Raw genomic sequence first — 16,046 nt, 5'->3', positions numbered from 1 at the left:
GCGGTCTATTTGAGGGTCATCCACCCACAGACGAACTTCAGCAGAGGAGCCAGCATGCCCATTGCAACCCCAGAGATCTACGCCGAGATGATCGACCGTGCGAAGGCGGGCGGATTCGCCTTCCCCGCCGTGAACGTCACGTCCTCGCAGACGCTGAACGCGGCACTGCGTGGCTTCGCGGAGGCAGAGTCCGACGGCATCGTGCAGGTCTCCACCGGCGGTGCGGCCTACTGGTCCGGCGCCTCCACCAAGGACATGGTTGCCGGTTCCCTGGGCTTCGCTGCCTTCGCCCGCGAAGTTGCCAAGAACTACGGCGTGAACATCGCACTGCACACCGACCACTGCCCCAAGGACAAGCTGGACGGTTTCGTCCTGCCGCTGCTGGAAGCCTCAGAGGCTGAGGTCAAGGCCGGCCGCAACCCGCTGTTCAACTCCCACATGTGGGACGGCTCCGCAGAGACCCTGCAGGAGAACCTGAAGATCGCCCGCGACCTGCTGGCCCGCACCGCCGCCGCCAAGATGATCCTCGAGGTGGAGATCGGCACCGTCGGCGGCGAGGAAGACGGCGTGGAGAACGCCATCAACGACAAGCTCTACACCACGGTGGAAGACGCCCTGGCCACCATCGACGCACTCGGCGCCGGCGAAAACGGCCGCTACATCACCGCGCTGACCTTCGGCAACGTCCACGGCGTGTACAAGCCCGGCGGCGTCAAGCTCCGCCCGGAGATCCTCAAGGACATCCAGGCCCAGGTGGGTGCCAGGATCGGCAAGGACAACCCGTTCGACCTCGTGTTCCATGGCGGCTCCGGCTCCTCCGACCAGGAAATCGCCGACGCCGTCTCCTACGGCGTGATCAAGATGAACATCGACACCGACACCCAGTACGCCTACACCCGTCCGGTGGCGGACCACATGTTCAAGAACTACGACGGCGTCCTGAAGGTGGACGGCGAAGTGGGCAACAAGAAGACCTACGACCCCCGCGTCTGGGGCGCCTCCGCCGAAGCAGGCCTGGCAGCCCGCGTGGTGGAAGCCACCAAGCAGCTCGGTTCGGCCGGAAAGACCTTCTAAATGTCGGACGAGTTCCGCCGGAACCTGATGGGGCCGGAGCCCACGCTCCTGCCTGCCGAAACCGAGGTCAACGCACAGCTGGAGGCCGGGCACGAAGCCCTGGACCTGGTGGAAAAGCACCCCACCTCATCGCTGCTCTGGGCCATCCTGGCCGAGGAGGCGTGGGCTGAGGGGCGCACCATCGACTCCTACGCCTACTCCCGCGTCGGCTACCACCGCGGCCTGGACTCGCTGCGCCGCAACGGCTGGCGCGGCGTCGGGCCCATCCCTTGGGAGCATGAGCCCAACCGCGGGTTCCTGCGCGCCCTCTATTCCCTGGGCCGGGCGTCCTCGGCCATTGGCGAGGCAGAGGAGCCGGAGCGGATCGAGAAGTTCCTGAACGACTCGGACCCCACAGCCAAGGCAGCCATCGAAGCAAAGTAGCGGTCCCCAACCGCCTCCCTGGCTTCGCTTCGCTCAGCCGGGAACCCTCGGCGGCGGAGGCCCCTACATACGACGACGGCGGGTGGTTACCTTTCCTGGAAAGGTGACCACCCGCCGTCGGTCGTTTAAGGCTTGGCGATGCCGGTGCGGGCCATCGCGTCGGCGTAGGCCGCGCGCATGTCTTCCAGGAATTCCTCCTGGCGCGCCGGGGAACCGGCGAACGCCCGGCCGCTCAGCGAGCGGACCTTATAGGTCTTCAGGCCGCGGCGCCACAGCAGGGGGACCTCGGTCTTCAGCAGCAGGTTGGCAAGGCGGTTGGCTTCGGTGCCGTGCGCCACAATCACCGAGGCGCGGGGCACCAGTGCCAGGAACTTCAGCAGCGGCTTCAGGCCGGCCTGGATCTGGTCAGGGGTGAACTTGCCGTTGGCTTCGCCGGGGACGTGCCAGGGGTGGACGTTCCAAGGCATCACGAACTCGGGGCGCAGGCCCAGCTTCCACTGAAGGCCAAGCATGCGGGTGGCGGCATCCTGGTCCCCGGCGGTGATGAACCCGGACGGGTCCACCTCAGCGATATTGGAGAACAGGCTGATGATGCGGCATTCCTCGACGTCATGCATGGGGTCCACGTAGGGGACCACGGTTCCGGGCTTGGCGTCCTGCAGGGAATCACACAGCTCGTTAACGGCGGCAACGCTGGGTTCGTAGCGGCGGCTCATGAGCTGTTCGTGGAATGTTTCGGGTGCCAGGGCTGTCATGAAGTGCTGGTTCTCCTGCGGGGATTGGCGTTGCTGCCGCCACAGAAATGGGCGCGCGGGGGCGCGACCATCAGCGGCGGTTGATTGGGGTGGACCGATTCCTGGTCGGCCTTACCCAGTTTAGCAAGCCCCGGGAAACGAAACGCCGGTCCCGTGCACCTGATTCAGTCAGGGCACGGAACCGGCGGTTTCCCGCTCCGCCTCCCGCAGCTACCAGAGGCGGCTGGTGGCCCGGCGCGCGCCCTCGCCGAGGGCCTCCAGCTTGGCGAAGGCGATCTGCGGGTGGACCCGGCCGCCCAGGCCGCAGTCGGTGGAGGCGATGACGTTTTCCCGGCCCACGACATCGGCAAAGCGGACAATGCGGTCTGCCACCAGGTCGGGGTGTTCCACCACGTTGGTGGCGTGCGACACGACGCCCGGGATGATGGCCTTGCCTTCCGGCAGCTTGGTGTCTTCCCACACCCGCCATTCGTGTTCGTGGCGCACGTTCGCAGCCTCGAAGGAGTAGGCGCCGGCGTTGACCTGCAGCACGGAGCCGATGATGTCCGCAAACGGGATGTCGGTGGTGTGCGGACCGTGCCAGGAGCCCCAGCAGACGTGCAGCCGGATCTGTTCCTGCGGAAGGTCCCTCAGGGCCCAGTTGGTGGCCTCGACGCGCAGCTGGATGAACTTCAGGTAGTCCTCCAGTGACGGCTCCGGATTGATCTGGTCCCAGCTTTCGGCCAGGGAAGGATCGTCGAGTTGCACGGTGAGGCCGGCGTCGATGATCGCCTTGTATTCCTCCCGCATGGCGTCGGCGCAGGCGTAGACCAGTTCCTCGTCCGAGGTGTAGTACTCGTTGGCCACGCGGGCGCAGGAGCCGGGGGACAGCGACGCGACGAAGCCGTCAGAAAGCCCTGCGGCCGCAAGGCCCTTCTTTAGGTTCCTGATGTCCGAGGCCACCAGGTCCTGGCCCGTGTACGTCAAGGGTCCGGCGATCTTGGGCTGGGTGACGCTCTTGCGGTGGGCCAGGATGCCTGAGGAGGGATCGTTGTAGGCCTCGTTGAACGCCTGCCTGTCCCGCCGGTCGGGGAAGGAGGTCAGGACGATGTTGCCGGGGGACGAGCGGCGTACCTGCGTGTCGGCCCAGCGGTCCACATCGGTGGGCTCCAGCCCGCCCAGCCGCGCGAAGGAGTAGTTCCACCAGGCACCGTAGTCCACGGAGCTGGACATGGTGTGTCCGTATTCGCCGTCGTTGGGGATGTCGATGCCGAGGTCCTTCTGGCGCTGCACGACATCCACCACAGAGGCCTCGAGGAGTTTCAGGAATTCCGGAGTGACGCCGCTGGTTTCCTTGGCGGCGTTGGCCGCGATCAGTTCCGGGGTGCGGGGCAGGGACCCGGCGTGGGTTACGCGGATGTGGTCGGTGTTCACGGACATGCTGGAATCTTCCTTTCCATCGGTCCTGGCAGTAGCACCGTCGGCCAGCAGGAGTCTGCTGAACCGTGGTTGCTGCGGCGTCATCGAGCCAGGTCTCTCGGCCGCTCCGGATGGTTCCCTCTCACTTAAATCCAGATGCCCGCCTTCGGGCAAGTCATGTCCGCTTTGTGTCGCGCCAGGTCCGCCTGCTGTCGCCTCGGGAACCCTTGGTACCCTTACGGAATTTGTCCAGCGTATTGACAGATTGTGTCCAGCTTGGTTGGCTCATGTCACAGCCGAATGAGGGACATGACCGGCTGCCGCACCCACTGCACTCAAAGAAGAGGTCATCGCACCGTGAACAAATCCCCGGCGAACAAACCCCTGCCAACCTTCAGGAACCTTGCCCTTTCCGGCGCCCTGGCGCTCGCCGTCGTGGCCGGACCGGCTCCGCTGGCCCACGCCGTGGGCGAGGGCCCGAACTACGACGGCAACGGCCAGATCACCACTACAAAGCTGGCTACCTATGACCAGATGGTCTCGTTCCTGAAGGACCAGGACGCCCGCCAGCCCGGCATGGAACTGGAGGTCATCGGCCAGACCGTGAAGGGCCGCGACATCCACCTGGCCAAGTACATCTCGGACCCGGCCAAGCCCACCATCCTTTACCTGACCCAGCAGCACGGAAACGAGCAGCTCACCACCGAGGGCGCCATGGAGTTCATCAGGCACCTGGGCACCGGCAAGTCTGCCGACATCCTCAAGGGCGTGAACATCCTGGTGGTGCCCATGCTCAATGCGGACGGTGCCATGGGGGACGTGAACTTCTCCCTGGACAACTACCTCGCCAAGGGGGACCGCCACCTCACCCGCTACAACGCAGAGGGCGTGGACCTCAACCGCGACCACGTGGCCAAGAACCAGCCGGAGACCCAGGCGCTGCACAACAACGTAATGCGCAAGTACCGGATCGACTACATGATCGACCTCCACCACCAAGGCACCCGGGCGGAGCGCGACGGCAAACTGGTGTCCGGGTCCATCCTGTACCCCACCACCCCGAACGCCGACCCCGCCGTCGTCGAGAAGTCCAAGCAGTTGGGCGCCGTGGTCTTCAACAATGTTGACTCCACCGGGTGGGGCCACCTGGGCAAGTACCAGGGCGGCAGCGCCGAGACCATCAGCCGCAACGGCCTCTCCGTGGAGTACGGCATCGCCACCCTGCTCTTCGAGATGCGCGGCATGTCCGACCACTACCTGGACGGCTACGCCCTGGGACAGCGCAGCAACGGCTACCTGATCAAGCAGACGGTCACCACGCTGACGTCCACCGCCGCCGCCATCGCAGACGGTTCAATCGCCGACGCCGACACCTCCTTCTGGGACACGCTCGCCGAGCAGACGTCCCGCCCGGCAGGAGAAGCCGAGGACGAGTAGCAGCCTGCCGCCCGCCCCGGTCCTGCCCGGCGCCGCCGCGGTCCTCCACGGGAAGGGCCGCGGCGGGCCACAACAGTGGCGGAAGTGCCCCATCCGCTAAACTTGGGTGGTAAGAGCCCCGGAACTCTTCCTCCGCCGTGCCGTACTGCGGCCGCGCGGAGGCCGGTATGTTCGGGGCATTCTCATGAACGGCGCTTGACCAGGACCGCCACGCGGCGGCACCCGGGCAGCCCGAACGAATGGGGGAGGATCCCATGCCAGCAATTGTGATCGTAGGAGCCCAGTGGGGCGACGAAGGAAAAGGCAAGGCCACCGACCTTCTGGGCGGCCGTGTTGACTACGTCGTCAAGCCCAACGGCGGCAACAACGCCGGGCACACCGTCGTCGTGGGCGGTGAAAAGTACGAACTCAAGCTGCTGCCGGCAGGCATCCTCAGCCCCAATGCCGTTCCCATCATCGGCAACGGCTGCGTGGTGAACCTGGAGGCGCTCTTCCAGGAGATCGACGGGCTGCAGGCCCGCGGTGCCGACACCTCCAAGCTGCGCGTCTCCGCCAATGCCCATCTGGTGGCACCGTACCACCAGGTCCTGGACAAGGTGACCGAACGATTCCTCGGCAAGCGGGCCATCGGCACCACCGGCCGCGGCATCGGCCCTGCCTACATGGACAAGGTGGCCCGGCTGGGCATCCGCGTCCAGGACGTCTTCGACGAATCCATCCTTCGCCAGAAGGTGGAAGGCTCGCTGCGCCAGAAAAACGAACTCCTGGTCAAGGTCTACAACCGCCGCAGCGTGGTGGTGGACGAGATCGTGGAGTATTTCCTGTCCTTCGCGGAGCGGCTCCGTCCGCTGGTCATCGACAGCACCCTGGTCCTGAACACCGCCCTGGATGAGGGCAAGGTGGTGCTGATGGAGGGCGGCCAGGCCACGTTCCTGGACGTGGACCACGGCACCTACCCGTTCGTGACCTCCTCCAACCCCACCGCAGGCGGCGCGTCGGTCGGCTCGGGCATCGGCCCAACGCGGATCTCGCGCTCCATTGGCATCATCAAGGCCTACACCACCCGCGTTGGTGCCGGCCCGTTCCCCACCGAGCTCTTCGATGAGATGGGCGTGTACCTGCAGAAGACCGGCGGAGAGTTCGGGGTCAACACCGGCCGGCCGCGCCGCTGCGGCTGGTATGACGCCGTCCTCGCCCGCCATGCCTCCCGCGTGAACGGCTTCACGGACTACTTCGTGACCAAGCTGGACGTGCTCACCGGCATCGAACAGATCCCCGTGTGCGTGGCCTACGACGTGGACGGTGTCCGCCACGACGAGATGCCCATGACGCAGACCGAGTTCCACCACGCCAAACCGATCTTCGAATACTTCGATGGCTGGACCGAGGACATCACCGGGGCCCGCACCCTCGCGGACCTGCCGGAAAACGCGCGGAACTACGTGCTGGCGCTGGAAAAGCTCTCCGGAACCCGCTTCTCCGCCATTGGCGTGGGACCGGACCGGGACCAGACCATCGTGGTGAACGACCTCATCAACGACTAACGTGTGGGCCCACGCCCGCAGGGTTCCCTGGCCGAGCTTGCGAGGCTAGGGAGCGGGTGGGGAATACGACGGCGGCAGGCCACCTTTGCAGGTGGCCTGCCGTTTGCTATGCGGCGCGGTGCCTCGCGGTGCCCAGCAATTTACGCAGGCTTAACACGGGCGGTCTTGTGGGGCTGCCGGCGGGACAGCCACACTCGGTAATACCCCTGGTGCCCACGGAAGGATCGTCATGGCCGGCACATTTGAAGCATTCGTCGACGCTGAGTTGTTCTTCCGGTTCCGGCTCCTGGCTCCCGATGGGGGAGCCATCGCGGTTTCCGGGCCCTTTGAGGACAAAGCATCGCTGGTTGCCGGGATCGCTGCCGTGCGGGAATGCGCCGGCACCGGCCTCGTCACCGATCTCTGTCCAGCCGGGGAGGTGGCCCGTCCCGCAACCCTGCCTGCCGCCGCCGCTGCTGTCGCCGCGGAGCCACCCGCCGCCGTCGTGCCCGTATGCAACGAGGAGCGCATGCCCGCCAGGCTGCATGCCGTCGCGTTGGCCAAGGCGCCGCTGCGGCAGGCGGCGGCACCGCGGTGGACCAGGGCAGCACCCGGCTAAAAAACTTTTCAAAAAGATTCTGAGAACGCGTAACCCTGCCGGGGCGCATAGCGATTACCTCTATGAAGCGCCGGTCTGGAACCTGTCCCCCATCACGTTCCAGACCGGCTCTTTTGTGTCTTGCCGCACGGGCAGCTTCCCGGCCCGACCCCGCTGGCCCATGACCGGGCACGCGGCGGTTCCCGCAGGGTGGTTACCGGAGGGTAAAGTGGGGCCAGCGTTCAAGATGTAGTGAACGCTTGCCTTGCCAACACTCTCTTTGACGGAAAGCACTACGTCAGTGACTGATGCACGGACAGACGAGGCCCCGGAGCAGCCGGTTTCCGGTCCCGCTGCCTTCAGCCTCGTCTACAAGACATACGCATCACAGGTACTGGGCTATCTCACAGCCCGGGGAGTCGAGGATCCGGAGGCCGCCATGCAGGAAGTGTTTCTTTCAGTGCTGCCCCGGCTCGGCGCTGTCCATGGAGGAGAAGCCGGGCTGCGGACCTTTATCTTCTCTGTTGCCCACGCCCGGATGGTGGATGACCACCGCCGCCAAAGCCGGACCCCGGTCAAGCTGTCCTTCGAGCCCGAGCTCGACCAGCGCGAAGATACCTCGGCTGAAAAACAGGCGCTGCAGCGTATCTCGCCCGGGGAAGTCCTTGGCCTGCTCGGCGGGCTGCCCCAGGACCAGCGTGAAGTGCTGTCGCTTCGGCTCGTGGCTGGCCTTTCGATAGAACAGACGGCGGAAGCCATGGACAAGAGCGCCGGTGCGGTGAAACAGCTCCAGCGGCGCGCCTTGCTTAAACTCCGGGAACTGCAGGCAGTGAAGGAGTATCTCACGCCATGACATCCGCCTCGGATAACCTCGCCACCCTTGTTGACGACATGCTTCAGGACGCGGGCTGCGGCCAGGACGCGGAGCTTCGTGGCGCCCTGCTTTCGCTGGGCACCATGGCATCGCTGCAAGCTCCCGCGCCCACTGGGGAGCTTGCCGCATTGCTTGCTGCAGGTGCGCCGTCACCGGCCGAGGAGCCTGGCCCCGCTGCTGGGCATCCCGGTGGCCAGGCGAATGGGCAGCCCGACGGCGACGAACTTGCACGCCGTCGCCGTCGCCGCCACCGCCCCACAGCGCTGGGCCTGGTCCTGGTGGCCGGGATGGGACTCGGCGTTGGCGGGGTTGCTGCCAGCACCGCCACTCCCGGAGGCAGCGCCATCGAGCGCCTGATGGAGGAGTGGGTGCCTTGGAGCCGTCCCGCTCCGAACCACTCAGCCGTTGGGGACGGGTCCGTGGCGGCGAACCCGGATTACCGCAGCCCTCAGGCGGCGGCCGACGGGATCACCCTGGAAAACGGGGGATTTGCCCCAACCGCTGCTCCCGGTGAGGCGGGGGATGCCGCAAACCTGGCCTCCCGCCTCCTCCCGAACCGTGCCCGCATGCCCGGCCGCGCCAACCTTCCGCCGTGCGCCGGGCCGGTAAGGCACGGCGCCGATACAGCTTTGGTAAAGTGCGCGGGCTGGACAGGGGCGGGCGGTGCAACCGGGGCAGCTCCGCTGGGCAATGGAGCCGGCAGTGGCAAGGACGCTGCCGGGACGGCCGGGGCTGAGGGAACCCCGGCAACGCCACGCTTGCCTGGGGAGGGGAAGGCCGAACTGCCGGCTTCCAACCCTCCGGCGGAGGACGCAGGTACACCCGGTGCCGGCGCCCAGAAGCCGCCGGGCTCCACGGGTAATGCGGGCCAGATGCCTGCCCAGGGCGGAAGCTCTGGCAACGCCCAGAAGGGCGCCCCTCCGGCGAAATAGCTGCGAATGACAACAGCGGGCCCATGGCAACGGGCCCGCTGTTGTCATTCGAAGGAAGGCGTCAGGCCAGGACCTGGCGCTTTGAGGAAACCACTCCGGTATCGAAACCGGCCAGGTGGAGTCCGCCGTGGAAGCGCGCGTGCTCGATCTTCACGCAGCGGTCCATCACTACGTTGAGCCCTGCGGCTTCTGCATCTGCAGCTACGCCCTCGTGCCAGGACCCGAGCTGCAGCCAGAGCGTCTTGGCGCCCGCGGCCACCGCCTCGTCAAGGACGCCCGGAAGGTCGTCGTGCTTGCGGAACACGTCAACAATGTCCGGGCTCTCCGGCAGGTCCGCCAGCGAGGCGTAGGTGGGCTGGCCCAGGATCTCCTTGACCACAGGGTTCACGAAGTACACCTTGTAGCGGGTGGAGGACAGCAGGTAGGTGGCCACAAAGTAGCTGGCCCGGGACGGCTTGTCTGAGGCGCCGACAATGGCAATGGACGTGGCATTCCGGAGCAGGGAGAGCCGCTCCGGCGCGGACGGGCCGGACAAGGTGCGTTGGGCGGTGCTCATGCGTTTGCTCCGATCGTGCAGGCTTCTGCGGGTTCTTCGGCGACGGCTGGGTCCGCGCCTGCCAGGCTGGATGCTTCAGTGAGTGCCTGGTCCAGGTCCCACAGGATGTCCTCAATGTCCTCGAGGCCCACGGAGATGCGGACCAGGTCCTCCGGCACGCCCGCGGATTCCAGCTGGGCAGGGCTGAGCTGCTGGTGGGTGGTGGAGCCGGGGTGGATCACCAGGGTCCGGGAGTCGCCCACGTTGGCCAGGTGCGAGGCCAGCTGCAGCGACTCGATGAACTTCTGGCCCGCGGCGCGCCCGCCCTTCACCCCGAACGAGAAGACCGATCCGGGGCCTAGCGGCAGGTACTTGCGTGCCCGTTCAAAGTGCGGGTGCGAGGGCAGGCCGGAGTAGTTGACGTAGGCCACCCGGTCGTCGTTTTCCAGCCACTCGGCCACGGCCTGTGCGTTCTTCAGGTGCTCGTCGAGCCGCTGCGGCAGTGTTTCGACGCCCTGGAGCAGCTGGAACGCCGACTGCGGTGAAAGGGCAGGGCCGATGTCGCGCAGCTGCTCCGAGCGGAGCTTGGTGAGGAAGCCGTATTCGCCGAAGTTGCCCCACCAGGAGACGTTTCCGTAGGAAGCCACCGGTTCGGTCATGGTGGGGAACTTTCCGTTGCCCCAGTTGAACCTGCCGCTTTCCACCACCACACCGCCCAGCGTGGTGCCGTGGCCGCCCAGGAACTTCGTGGCCGAGTGGATCACGATGTCGGCGCCGTGCTCGATGGGCCGCACGAGGTACGGTGTGCTCAAGGTGGCGTCCACCACCAAGGGGATACCGGCGTCGTGCGCCACCTTTGCCAGCCCCGCAAGGTCCTGGACCTCCGACGACGGGTTGGCCACCGCCTCCACGAAGATCGCCTTGGTGTTGTCCTGGACAGCCGCGGCATAGTCCGCGGGGTCTGTGCCCGGGACGAAGGTGGTGTCCACGCCGAACCGGCGCAGGGTCACGTCGAGCTGGGTCACGGTGCCGCCGTACAGCTGGGAGGCGGCCACGATGTGGTCGCCCGCCTGGGTCAGCGCGGCGAAGGTGATGAACTCCGCCGCCATGCCGGACGACGTCGCAACCGCTCCAATACCGCCCTCGAGGGACGCGATGCGCTCCTCGAAGGCCGCCACGGTGGGGTTGCCGATGCGGGAGTAGATGTTGCCGTACTTCTGGAGGGCGAACAGGTTGGCGGCATCGTTGGTGTCCTTGAAGACGAACGACGTGGTCTGGTAGATGGGCACGGCGCGGGCGCCGTGTTCGGCGTCAGGGGTGCCGCCGGCGTGCAGGGCGCGGGTGCGGAATCCGAAGGTGCGCTCAGCCATCAGACAGCCACCGCCTCGGCAGCAACGGGCGTGCCTGACAAATCAAGTTCCGTGCCGTTCTTCCTCGCCAGATCTGCCTCCAGCTCGCGGACAATCGGCAGGATGTTCCGGCCGAAAGCCGCCACCTCCTCCTGGAAGTGCAGGTAGCAGGTGAGGAACAGGTTCACGCCGATCTTCTTGTACTCGACGATCCGCTCGGCGATCTGCTCGGGGGTGCCGATCAGCTGGGTCTTGAAGCCGTCGTTGTACTGGATCAGGTCCTCGAACGTGGAGTCGGCCCACATTCCCTTGCCGTCCTTGGTGGACGCGCCAGCTTCCTGGACCGCGTCCCGGAAACCCTGGACTGCCGGCTTGTGTGCTTTCTCCACGATCTCGCGCAGGGTGTCCCGAGCTTCCTTCTCCGAGTCGCGGGCAATGACGAAACCGTTCAGCCCGAAGCGCGGAACGGCCAGCTGGCCCGGGGTGCCGCGGCGGGCCTCGCCGGCCGAAGCGACCACGCCGGAGATGTTCTCCTTGAAACCCTCCAGGTCCTTGCCGTTGGAGAAGTACCAGTCGGCCACGCGGCCCGCAGTGGCCTGGGCCGCCGTCGAGTTTCCCCCGAAGAAGATCTCCGGATGGGCACGTCCCGGCACCGCAACCGGGGCCGGGTTCAGGGTGAAGTCCGTGATGTTGTAGTACTTGCCGGACTGGCTGTACTCCTTTTCGGTCCACAGGCCGCGCAGGACGTTGATGAATTCCTCGGTGCGTACGTAGCGCTCGTCGTGTTCCAGCCACTCCAGCCCGAAGTTGGTGAACTCGCTCTTCAGCCAGCCGGAGACGATGTTGACGGCGGCGCGGCCGTTGGAGATGTGGTCCGCGGTGATGATGTACTTCGCCAATACCCCGGGGTGCCACATGCCGGGGTGGACGGCGGCGATCACCTTGAGCCGCTCGGTGGCGGCCAGCAGGGCCAGGCTGAACGAGGTGGCCTCGTGCTGCTTGTCCGCCCCGTAGGATGCGGCGTAGCGGGTCTGGGTCAGGGCGTACTCGAAGCCGGATCCCTCAGCGATGCGGGCCAGTTTCTTGTTGTAGTCAAAGTCCCAGCCGGTGCGCTGTTCGATGGTGGACACCACCAGGCCGCCGGAGACGTTGGGCACCCAATAGGCGAACTTAAGCGGTTCTGCGAGCCGTGCGACGTTGCTGATCTCGGTCATGGATTTTCCTTCCGTAGGGCCCGCTGGTGCAGGACTTCCTGGATGCCGGCGATGGCCGGTTCGTTCTGGAGTGAGGTGGTGTCGCCCAGGGTTGTTCCTTCGAACAGTTGGGTGAGCAGCCGGCGCATGATCTTGCCGCTGCGGGTCTTGGGGACATCAGGAACCACGACGACGTCGCGCGGCTTGGCGATGGGGCCGATTTCCTTTGCGACGTGGTTGCGGAGAGCCTCGGCACAGTCAGCCGGGGACCCGGCCTTCAGCACCACGAACGCGACGACCGCGTGCCCCGTCTTCGGGTCCGCCACGGGGCAGACGCCTGCTTCCACCACGTCCGGGTGCGAGACCAGGGCGGATTCGATTTCGATGGTGGAGAGCAGGTGGCCGGAGACGTTCAGGGTGTCGTCAACGCGGCCCAGGATCCAGATGTCGCCGTCGGCGTCGTATTTTGCGCCGTCCCCGGCCAGGAACCAGCCCTGGTCCGCGTACTTGCTCCAGTAAGAGTCGAAGTACCGGCGCGGGTTGCCCCAGACGGTGCGCGCGATGGCGGGCCCGGGGGAGTCAACCACGATGTATCCCTGGACGCCGGGCTCAACTGTTGTGCCGGCGTCGTCCACGATCCTGGTGCTGACCCCGGGCAGCGGTCGTGCCGCGCAGCCGGGCTTGAAGCTGGTGTCCGTGGGAGCGGGGGAGAGGATGGTGGCGCCGGTTTCGGACTGCCACCACGTGTCCACCACGGGTGCGGTGCCGGCGCCCACGTTCTCCCGCAGCCAGCGCCAGGCCTCGGGGTTGACGGCCTCTCCCACGGTGCCCAGCAGGCGGATGGAGGAGAGGTGGTACGTGTCCGGGACGCCGTCGGGGAACCAGCCCATGAGGGAGCGGACCAGCGTGGGCGCGGTGTAGTACTGCGTCACGCCGTAGCGTTCGATGATCTCGAAGTGCCGGCCCGGGTGGGGGGTGTTGGGGGTGCCTTCGAAGATCACCTGGGTCACGCCGTTGGAGAGGGGCCCGTAAATCTCGTAGGTGTGCGCGGTGACCCAGGCAAGGTCTGCAGTGCACCAGTGCACGTCCTGGTCACGCAGGGCCGGGTCAGGGTTGCTGAACAGGTGCTCAAAACTCCAGGATGCCTGCGTGAGGTAGCCACCGGAGGTGTGGACCAGGCCCTTGGGCTTGCCGGTGGTGCCGGAGGTGTACATGATGAACAGCGGCGTTTCGGCGTCGAACGATTCAGGCTCGTGGACGTCAGCGGCGTTTCCGACGACGTCGTGCCACCACAGGTCGCGGCCTTCCGTCATGGGGACGGTTGCCAGGTCATTGGCCGGGGTGGTGCGATTGACCACCAGCACGTGCTCGATGGCATTGTCGCCGGATACGGCCGCGTCGGCGTTGTCCTTGACCGGGACGGCCGCGCCGCGCCGGAACTGTCCGTCGGTGGTGACCAGGAGCTTGGCGCCGGTGTCCTCCACCCGGAACTTCAGCGCCTCGGCGGAGAAGCCGCCGAACACCAGGGAGTGGATGGCGCCGATGCGCGCCACGGCGAGCGTGATGATGATCGTCTCGGGGATCACCGGGAGGTAGATGACCACGCGGTCGCCCTTGGTGATGCCCAGCGCCAGGAGCGCGTTGGCCGCCTTGGACACCTCCCGCTGGAGTTCGGCGTAGGTGATGGAGCGGCGGTCGCCCGGCTCGCCCTCGAAGTGGAGGGCCACCTTGTTGCCGAGGCCGGCAGCTACATGGCGGTCCACGCAGTTGGCGGCCACGCTGAGCTTGCCGCCCTCAAACCAGGTGATGTCCGGGCCACGGCCTGCTTCAGGGTCCGCAGGAATCCAGCGGTGCGCGGTGTGCCAGGGGGTGTCCCAGTCCAGGCGCAGCGCCTGCTGCTCCCAGAAGGCCACGTTGTCCGGGTGCACCCCTGCGTCCAGGTCCAGGCTTTCGGTAGTGCTCACGCCCATCGTTTAACCGCCCATTTTTCGGCCAGGCCCAGCAGGGCATCGGTAATCTTTCCAATCACGGCCAGCATCACGATGGCCAGGAGCAGCCGGTCGGTGCGGCCGTTGTTCTGCGAATCGATCAGCAGGAAGCCGAGCCCCATGGAGGAGGCGATCAGCTCGGCCGCTACCAGGAACAGCCACGCCTGGGCGAGGGCCAATCGCAGGCCAGAGAAGACAGCGGGGACGACGGCGGGCAGCTGCACGGTGGTCAGCAGCCGTACCCCCTTCAGTCCGAAGGCGCGCGCGGCTTCCACCAGATTCCGGTCCACATGCCGCAGCGCCAGGGACACGGTGGTGAAGACCGGGAAGAACGCGCCGATGATGATGAGTGTGACCTTGGAGTCCTCGCCGATCTTCATCCACAGGATCAGCAGCGGCACCCAGGCCAGTGACGGGACGGCGCGCAGTGCGCCGATGGTGGGTGCCAGCAGGGCGTCCGCGAGCTTGGACAGCCCCACGGTTGCACCCAGGACCAGGCCCAGGGCAGCGCCCACCAGGAATCCGATCAGGACCCGCTGGGTGGAGATGGCGATGTGCGTGCCCAGCTCGCCGCGCTCCACGAGTTCGTCGGCGGCAGCCAGCACCATGGCGGGCGGAGGCAGCTGGACCACGGTGAACATGCCGTTCGTGGAGGCCACCTGCCACGCCGCGAGCAGGGCGGCGGGAATGATGAGGCCAAGGGGCAGACGCGCCCAGTTCCTGGAGCGGACTCCGGCGGGAGACCATCCCGGTGCCGGAGCGGGTGCCGTGCCGGCCCCCGTCTGGGCGGCGTGTGCCGCGGTTGCGGTGGCGGCTGCAGCACGCCCATCCGCAACATTGGTGCCGGTGATTGTGGGCTCTCCTGATCGGTTCATCAGGAGGCCTTAATGGCTGACGGGTCAGCCTTCTTCACCAGCGAGTCGTCGAGAAGGGAGGCCACGGCGTCGTCAATCTGCTTCTGGGTCTTGACGTCACCGGTTTCCACGAAGGTGGGGCCGATCTTCTCCAGTACCTTGCGCTGCGCCTCGCCGGGGGCCGGGTTAACGTCCAGGTTGCTGCGCTCCAGGACTACGGTCTTGGCCACGGCGAGGTCCAGGCCGGCGACGTCGGCCAGGATCTGGGCGGTCTGGTCCGGGTTCTGTGCTGCCCAGGCCCGGGCCTTCTCGTAGGCGTTCACCACAGCCTGGGCAAGTTCAGGCTTGTTTTTCAGGAAGGATTCGGTGGCATTGAGGAAGCCGTACGTGTTGAAGTCCAGGTTGCGGTAGAAGAGCTTGGCGCCCTTCTGTTCCGCCCCGGCCATGATCGGGTCCAGCCCCGACCAGGCCTGGACCGAGCCGTTTTCCAGGGCGGTGCGGCCGTCGGCGTGCTGCAGGTTCTGGACGGTCACGTCACCGGGCTTCAGTCCCGCCTGCTCCAGGGACTGCAGCAGGAAGAAGTAGGGATCGGTGCCCTTGGTGGCAGCCACGGATTTGCCCTTGAGGTCCGCCACGGAGGTGATGTCCGAGCCCGCGGGTGCCACCAGGGCCGCCCACTCAGGCTGGGAGTAAATGTCGATGGTCTTGATTTCCGAACCGTTGGCACGGGCCAGCAGGGCGGCGGATCCGGCGGTGGAGCCGACGTCGATGGCACCGGAACGCAGCGCTTCGTTGGCTTTGTTGGACCCCGCGGACTGGACCCAGTTCACGGTGACGCCCTGGTCCTTGAGGCTGGCCTCGAGCCAACCCTGCTTCTTGATCACCAGGCTCAGGGGGTTGTAGGTGGCGAAATCGATGTTCAGGGTGCCGCCGCCCTTGCCGCCGCCCTTGCTGCTGCCGGCAGCTGCGGCCGCACCGCCTGAGGAGCCTTCCCCTGCTACACATCCGGTGAGTGCCAGGACCGCGGAAACGGCGAGGGCTGCTGCGCCAAGGACTGAACGGCGGGTGACGGGCGATGCGTGCGGCATTGGTTTCCTTCGAAAACGGGATGGA

The 16,046-nt window shown here is 66.5% G+C and carries 15 protein-coding genes and 1 riboswitch; of the genes, 7 read left to right on the top strand and 8 right to left on the bottom strand.

Annotated elements, in window-relative coordinates:
- Positions 1–54: 54 nt before the first annotated feature.
- Both fbaA and QF031_RS17525 read left to right on the top strand, forming a co-directional pair.
- A complete protein-coding gene (fbaA, locus tag QF031_RS17530) occupies positions 55–1,074 on the top strand; it encodes a class II fructose-bisphosphate aldolase (RefSeq protein ID WP_175319088.1) in 1,020 nt (339 codons plus the stop codon).
- The gene (locus tag QF031_RS17525; protein WP_307431080.1) at positions 1,075–1,497 is read left to right on the top strand and encodes a DUF3151 domain-containing protein; all 423 of its coding nucleotides are present in this window, start codon (positions 1,075–1,077) and stop codon (positions 1,495–1,497) included.
- 125 nt (positions 1,498–1,622) lie between these two features.
- Here QF031_RS17525 and QF031_RS17520 read toward each other — a convergent pair whose 3' ends face one another.
- Both QF031_RS17520 and QF031_RS17515 read right to left on the bottom strand, forming a co-directional pair.
- Positions 1,623–2,252, bottom strand: coding sequence for a uracil-DNA glycosylase (locus QF031_RS17520; RefSeq protein ID WP_307431077.1), 630 nt, complete (start codon positions 2,250–2,252; stop codon positions 1,623–1,625).
- Positions 2,253–2,462: 210 nt separating this feature from the next.
- Positions 2,463–3,671 carry a cobalamin-independent methionine synthase II family protein gene (locus QF031_RS17515; RefSeq protein WP_307431076.1) on the bottom strand — a complete coding sequence of 403 codons (1,209 nt, stop codon included), beginning with the start codon at positions 3,669–3,671 and terminating at the stop codon, positions 2,463–2,465.
- 13 nt (positions 3,672–3,684) lie between these two features.
- Positions 3,685–3,788: riboswitch (SAM riboswitch) on the bottom strand.
- A 219-nt stretch (positions 3,789–4,007) separates the two neighbouring features.
- Between QF031_RS17515 and QF031_RS17510 the strand changes: the two genes are divergently transcribed.
- From QF031_RS17510 to QF031_RS17490, 5 genes are all read left to right on the top strand, one after another.
- Complete coding sequence (locus tag QF031_RS17510; RefSeq protein ID WP_307431073.1) at positions 4,008–5,087, top strand: M14 family zinc carboxypeptidase; 1,080 nt, start codon at positions 4,008–4,010, stop codon at positions 5,085–5,087.
- Between the two features lie 254 nt (positions 5,088–5,341).
- Complete coding sequence (locus QF031_RS17505) at positions 5,342–6,631, top strand: adenylosuccinate synthase (protein WP_307431070.1); 1,290 nt, start codon at positions 5,342–5,344, stop codon at positions 6,629–6,631.
- A gap of 229 nt (positions 6,632–6,860) precedes the next feature.
- On the top strand, positions 6,861–7,229 hold the full coding sequence (locus QF031_RS17500; protein WP_307431067.1) for a YegP family protein: 369 nt from the start codon (positions 6,861–6,863) through the stop codon (positions 7,227–7,229).
- A 280-nt stretch (positions 7,230–7,509) separates the two neighbouring features.
- Entirely contained in the window at positions 7,510–8,061 is a 552-nt protein-coding gene (locus QF031_RS17495) for an RNA polymerase sigma factor (protein WP_307431064.1), read from the top strand.
- Positions 8,058–9,014 carry a hypothetical protein gene (locus tag QF031_RS17490; protein ID WP_307431060.1) on the top strand — a complete coding sequence of 319 codons (957 nt, stop codon included), beginning with the start codon at positions 8,058–8,060 and terminating at the stop codon, positions 9,012–9,014. Before QF031_RS17495 ends, QF031_RS17490 begins: the two co-directional genes overlap by 4 nt.
- 61 nt (positions 9,015–9,075) lie before the next feature.
- Here QF031_RS17490 and QF031_RS17485 read toward each other — a convergent pair whose 3' ends face one another.
- The 6 genes from QF031_RS17485 to QF031_RS17460 are packed head-to-tail and all read right to left on the bottom strand — an operon-like array spanning position 9,076 to position 16,021.
- On the bottom strand, positions 9,076–9,570 hold the full coding sequence (locus QF031_RS17485; protein WP_307431057.1) for a CoA-binding protein: 495 nt from the start codon (positions 9,568–9,570) through the stop codon (positions 9,076–9,078).
- Positions 9,567–10,919: an O-acetylhomoserine aminocarboxypropyltransferase/cysteine synthase family protein gene (locus QF031_RS17480; RefSeq protein ID WP_307431055.1), complete on the bottom strand. Its 1,353-nt coding sequence runs from the start codon at positions 10,917–10,919 to the stop codon at positions 9,567–9,569. Before QF031_RS17480 ends, QF031_RS17485 begins: the two co-directional genes overlap by 4 nt.
- Positions 10,919–12,112, bottom strand: a complete 1,194-nt coding sequence (gene sfnG / locus QF031_RS17475; protein WP_307431051.1) for a dimethylsulfone monooxygenase SfnG — start codon at positions 12,110–12,112, stop codon at positions 10,919–10,921. Before sfnG ends, QF031_RS17480 begins: the two co-directional genes overlap by 1 nt.
- Positions 12,109–14,061, bottom strand: a complete 1,953-nt coding sequence (gene acs / locus QF031_RS17470) for an acetate--CoA ligase (RefSeq protein WP_370874528.1) — start codon at positions 14,059–14,061, stop codon at positions 12,109–12,111. The genes sfnG and acs overlap by 4 nt, the downstream gene beginning before the upstream one ends.
- Complete coding sequence (locus tag QF031_RS17465) at positions 14,052–14,954, bottom strand: ABC transporter permease (protein WP_307431045.1); 903 nt, start codon at positions 14,952–14,954, stop codon at positions 14,052–14,054. Before QF031_RS17465 ends, acs begins: the two co-directional genes overlap by 10 nt.
- Positions 14,954–16,021 carry an aliphatic sulfonate ABC transporter substrate-binding protein gene (locus QF031_RS17460; protein WP_307431041.1) on the bottom strand — a complete coding sequence of 356 codons (1,068 nt, stop codon included), beginning with the start codon at positions 16,019–16,021 and terminating at the stop codon, positions 14,954–14,956. Before QF031_RS17460 ends, QF031_RS17465 begins: the two co-directional genes overlap by 1 nt.
- Between the last annotated feature and the right edge of the window lie 25 nt (positions 16,022–16,046).

Source organism: Pseudarthrobacter defluvii, assembly GCF_030816725.1.
Classification (GTDB): Bacteria; Actinomycetota; Actinomycetes; order Actinomycetales; family Micrococcaceae; genus Arthrobacter; species Arthrobacter defluvii_A.
The sequence above is the reverse complement of the archived record's forward strand: the minus strand, read 5'-3'. Positions and strand labels throughout refer to the sequence as shown.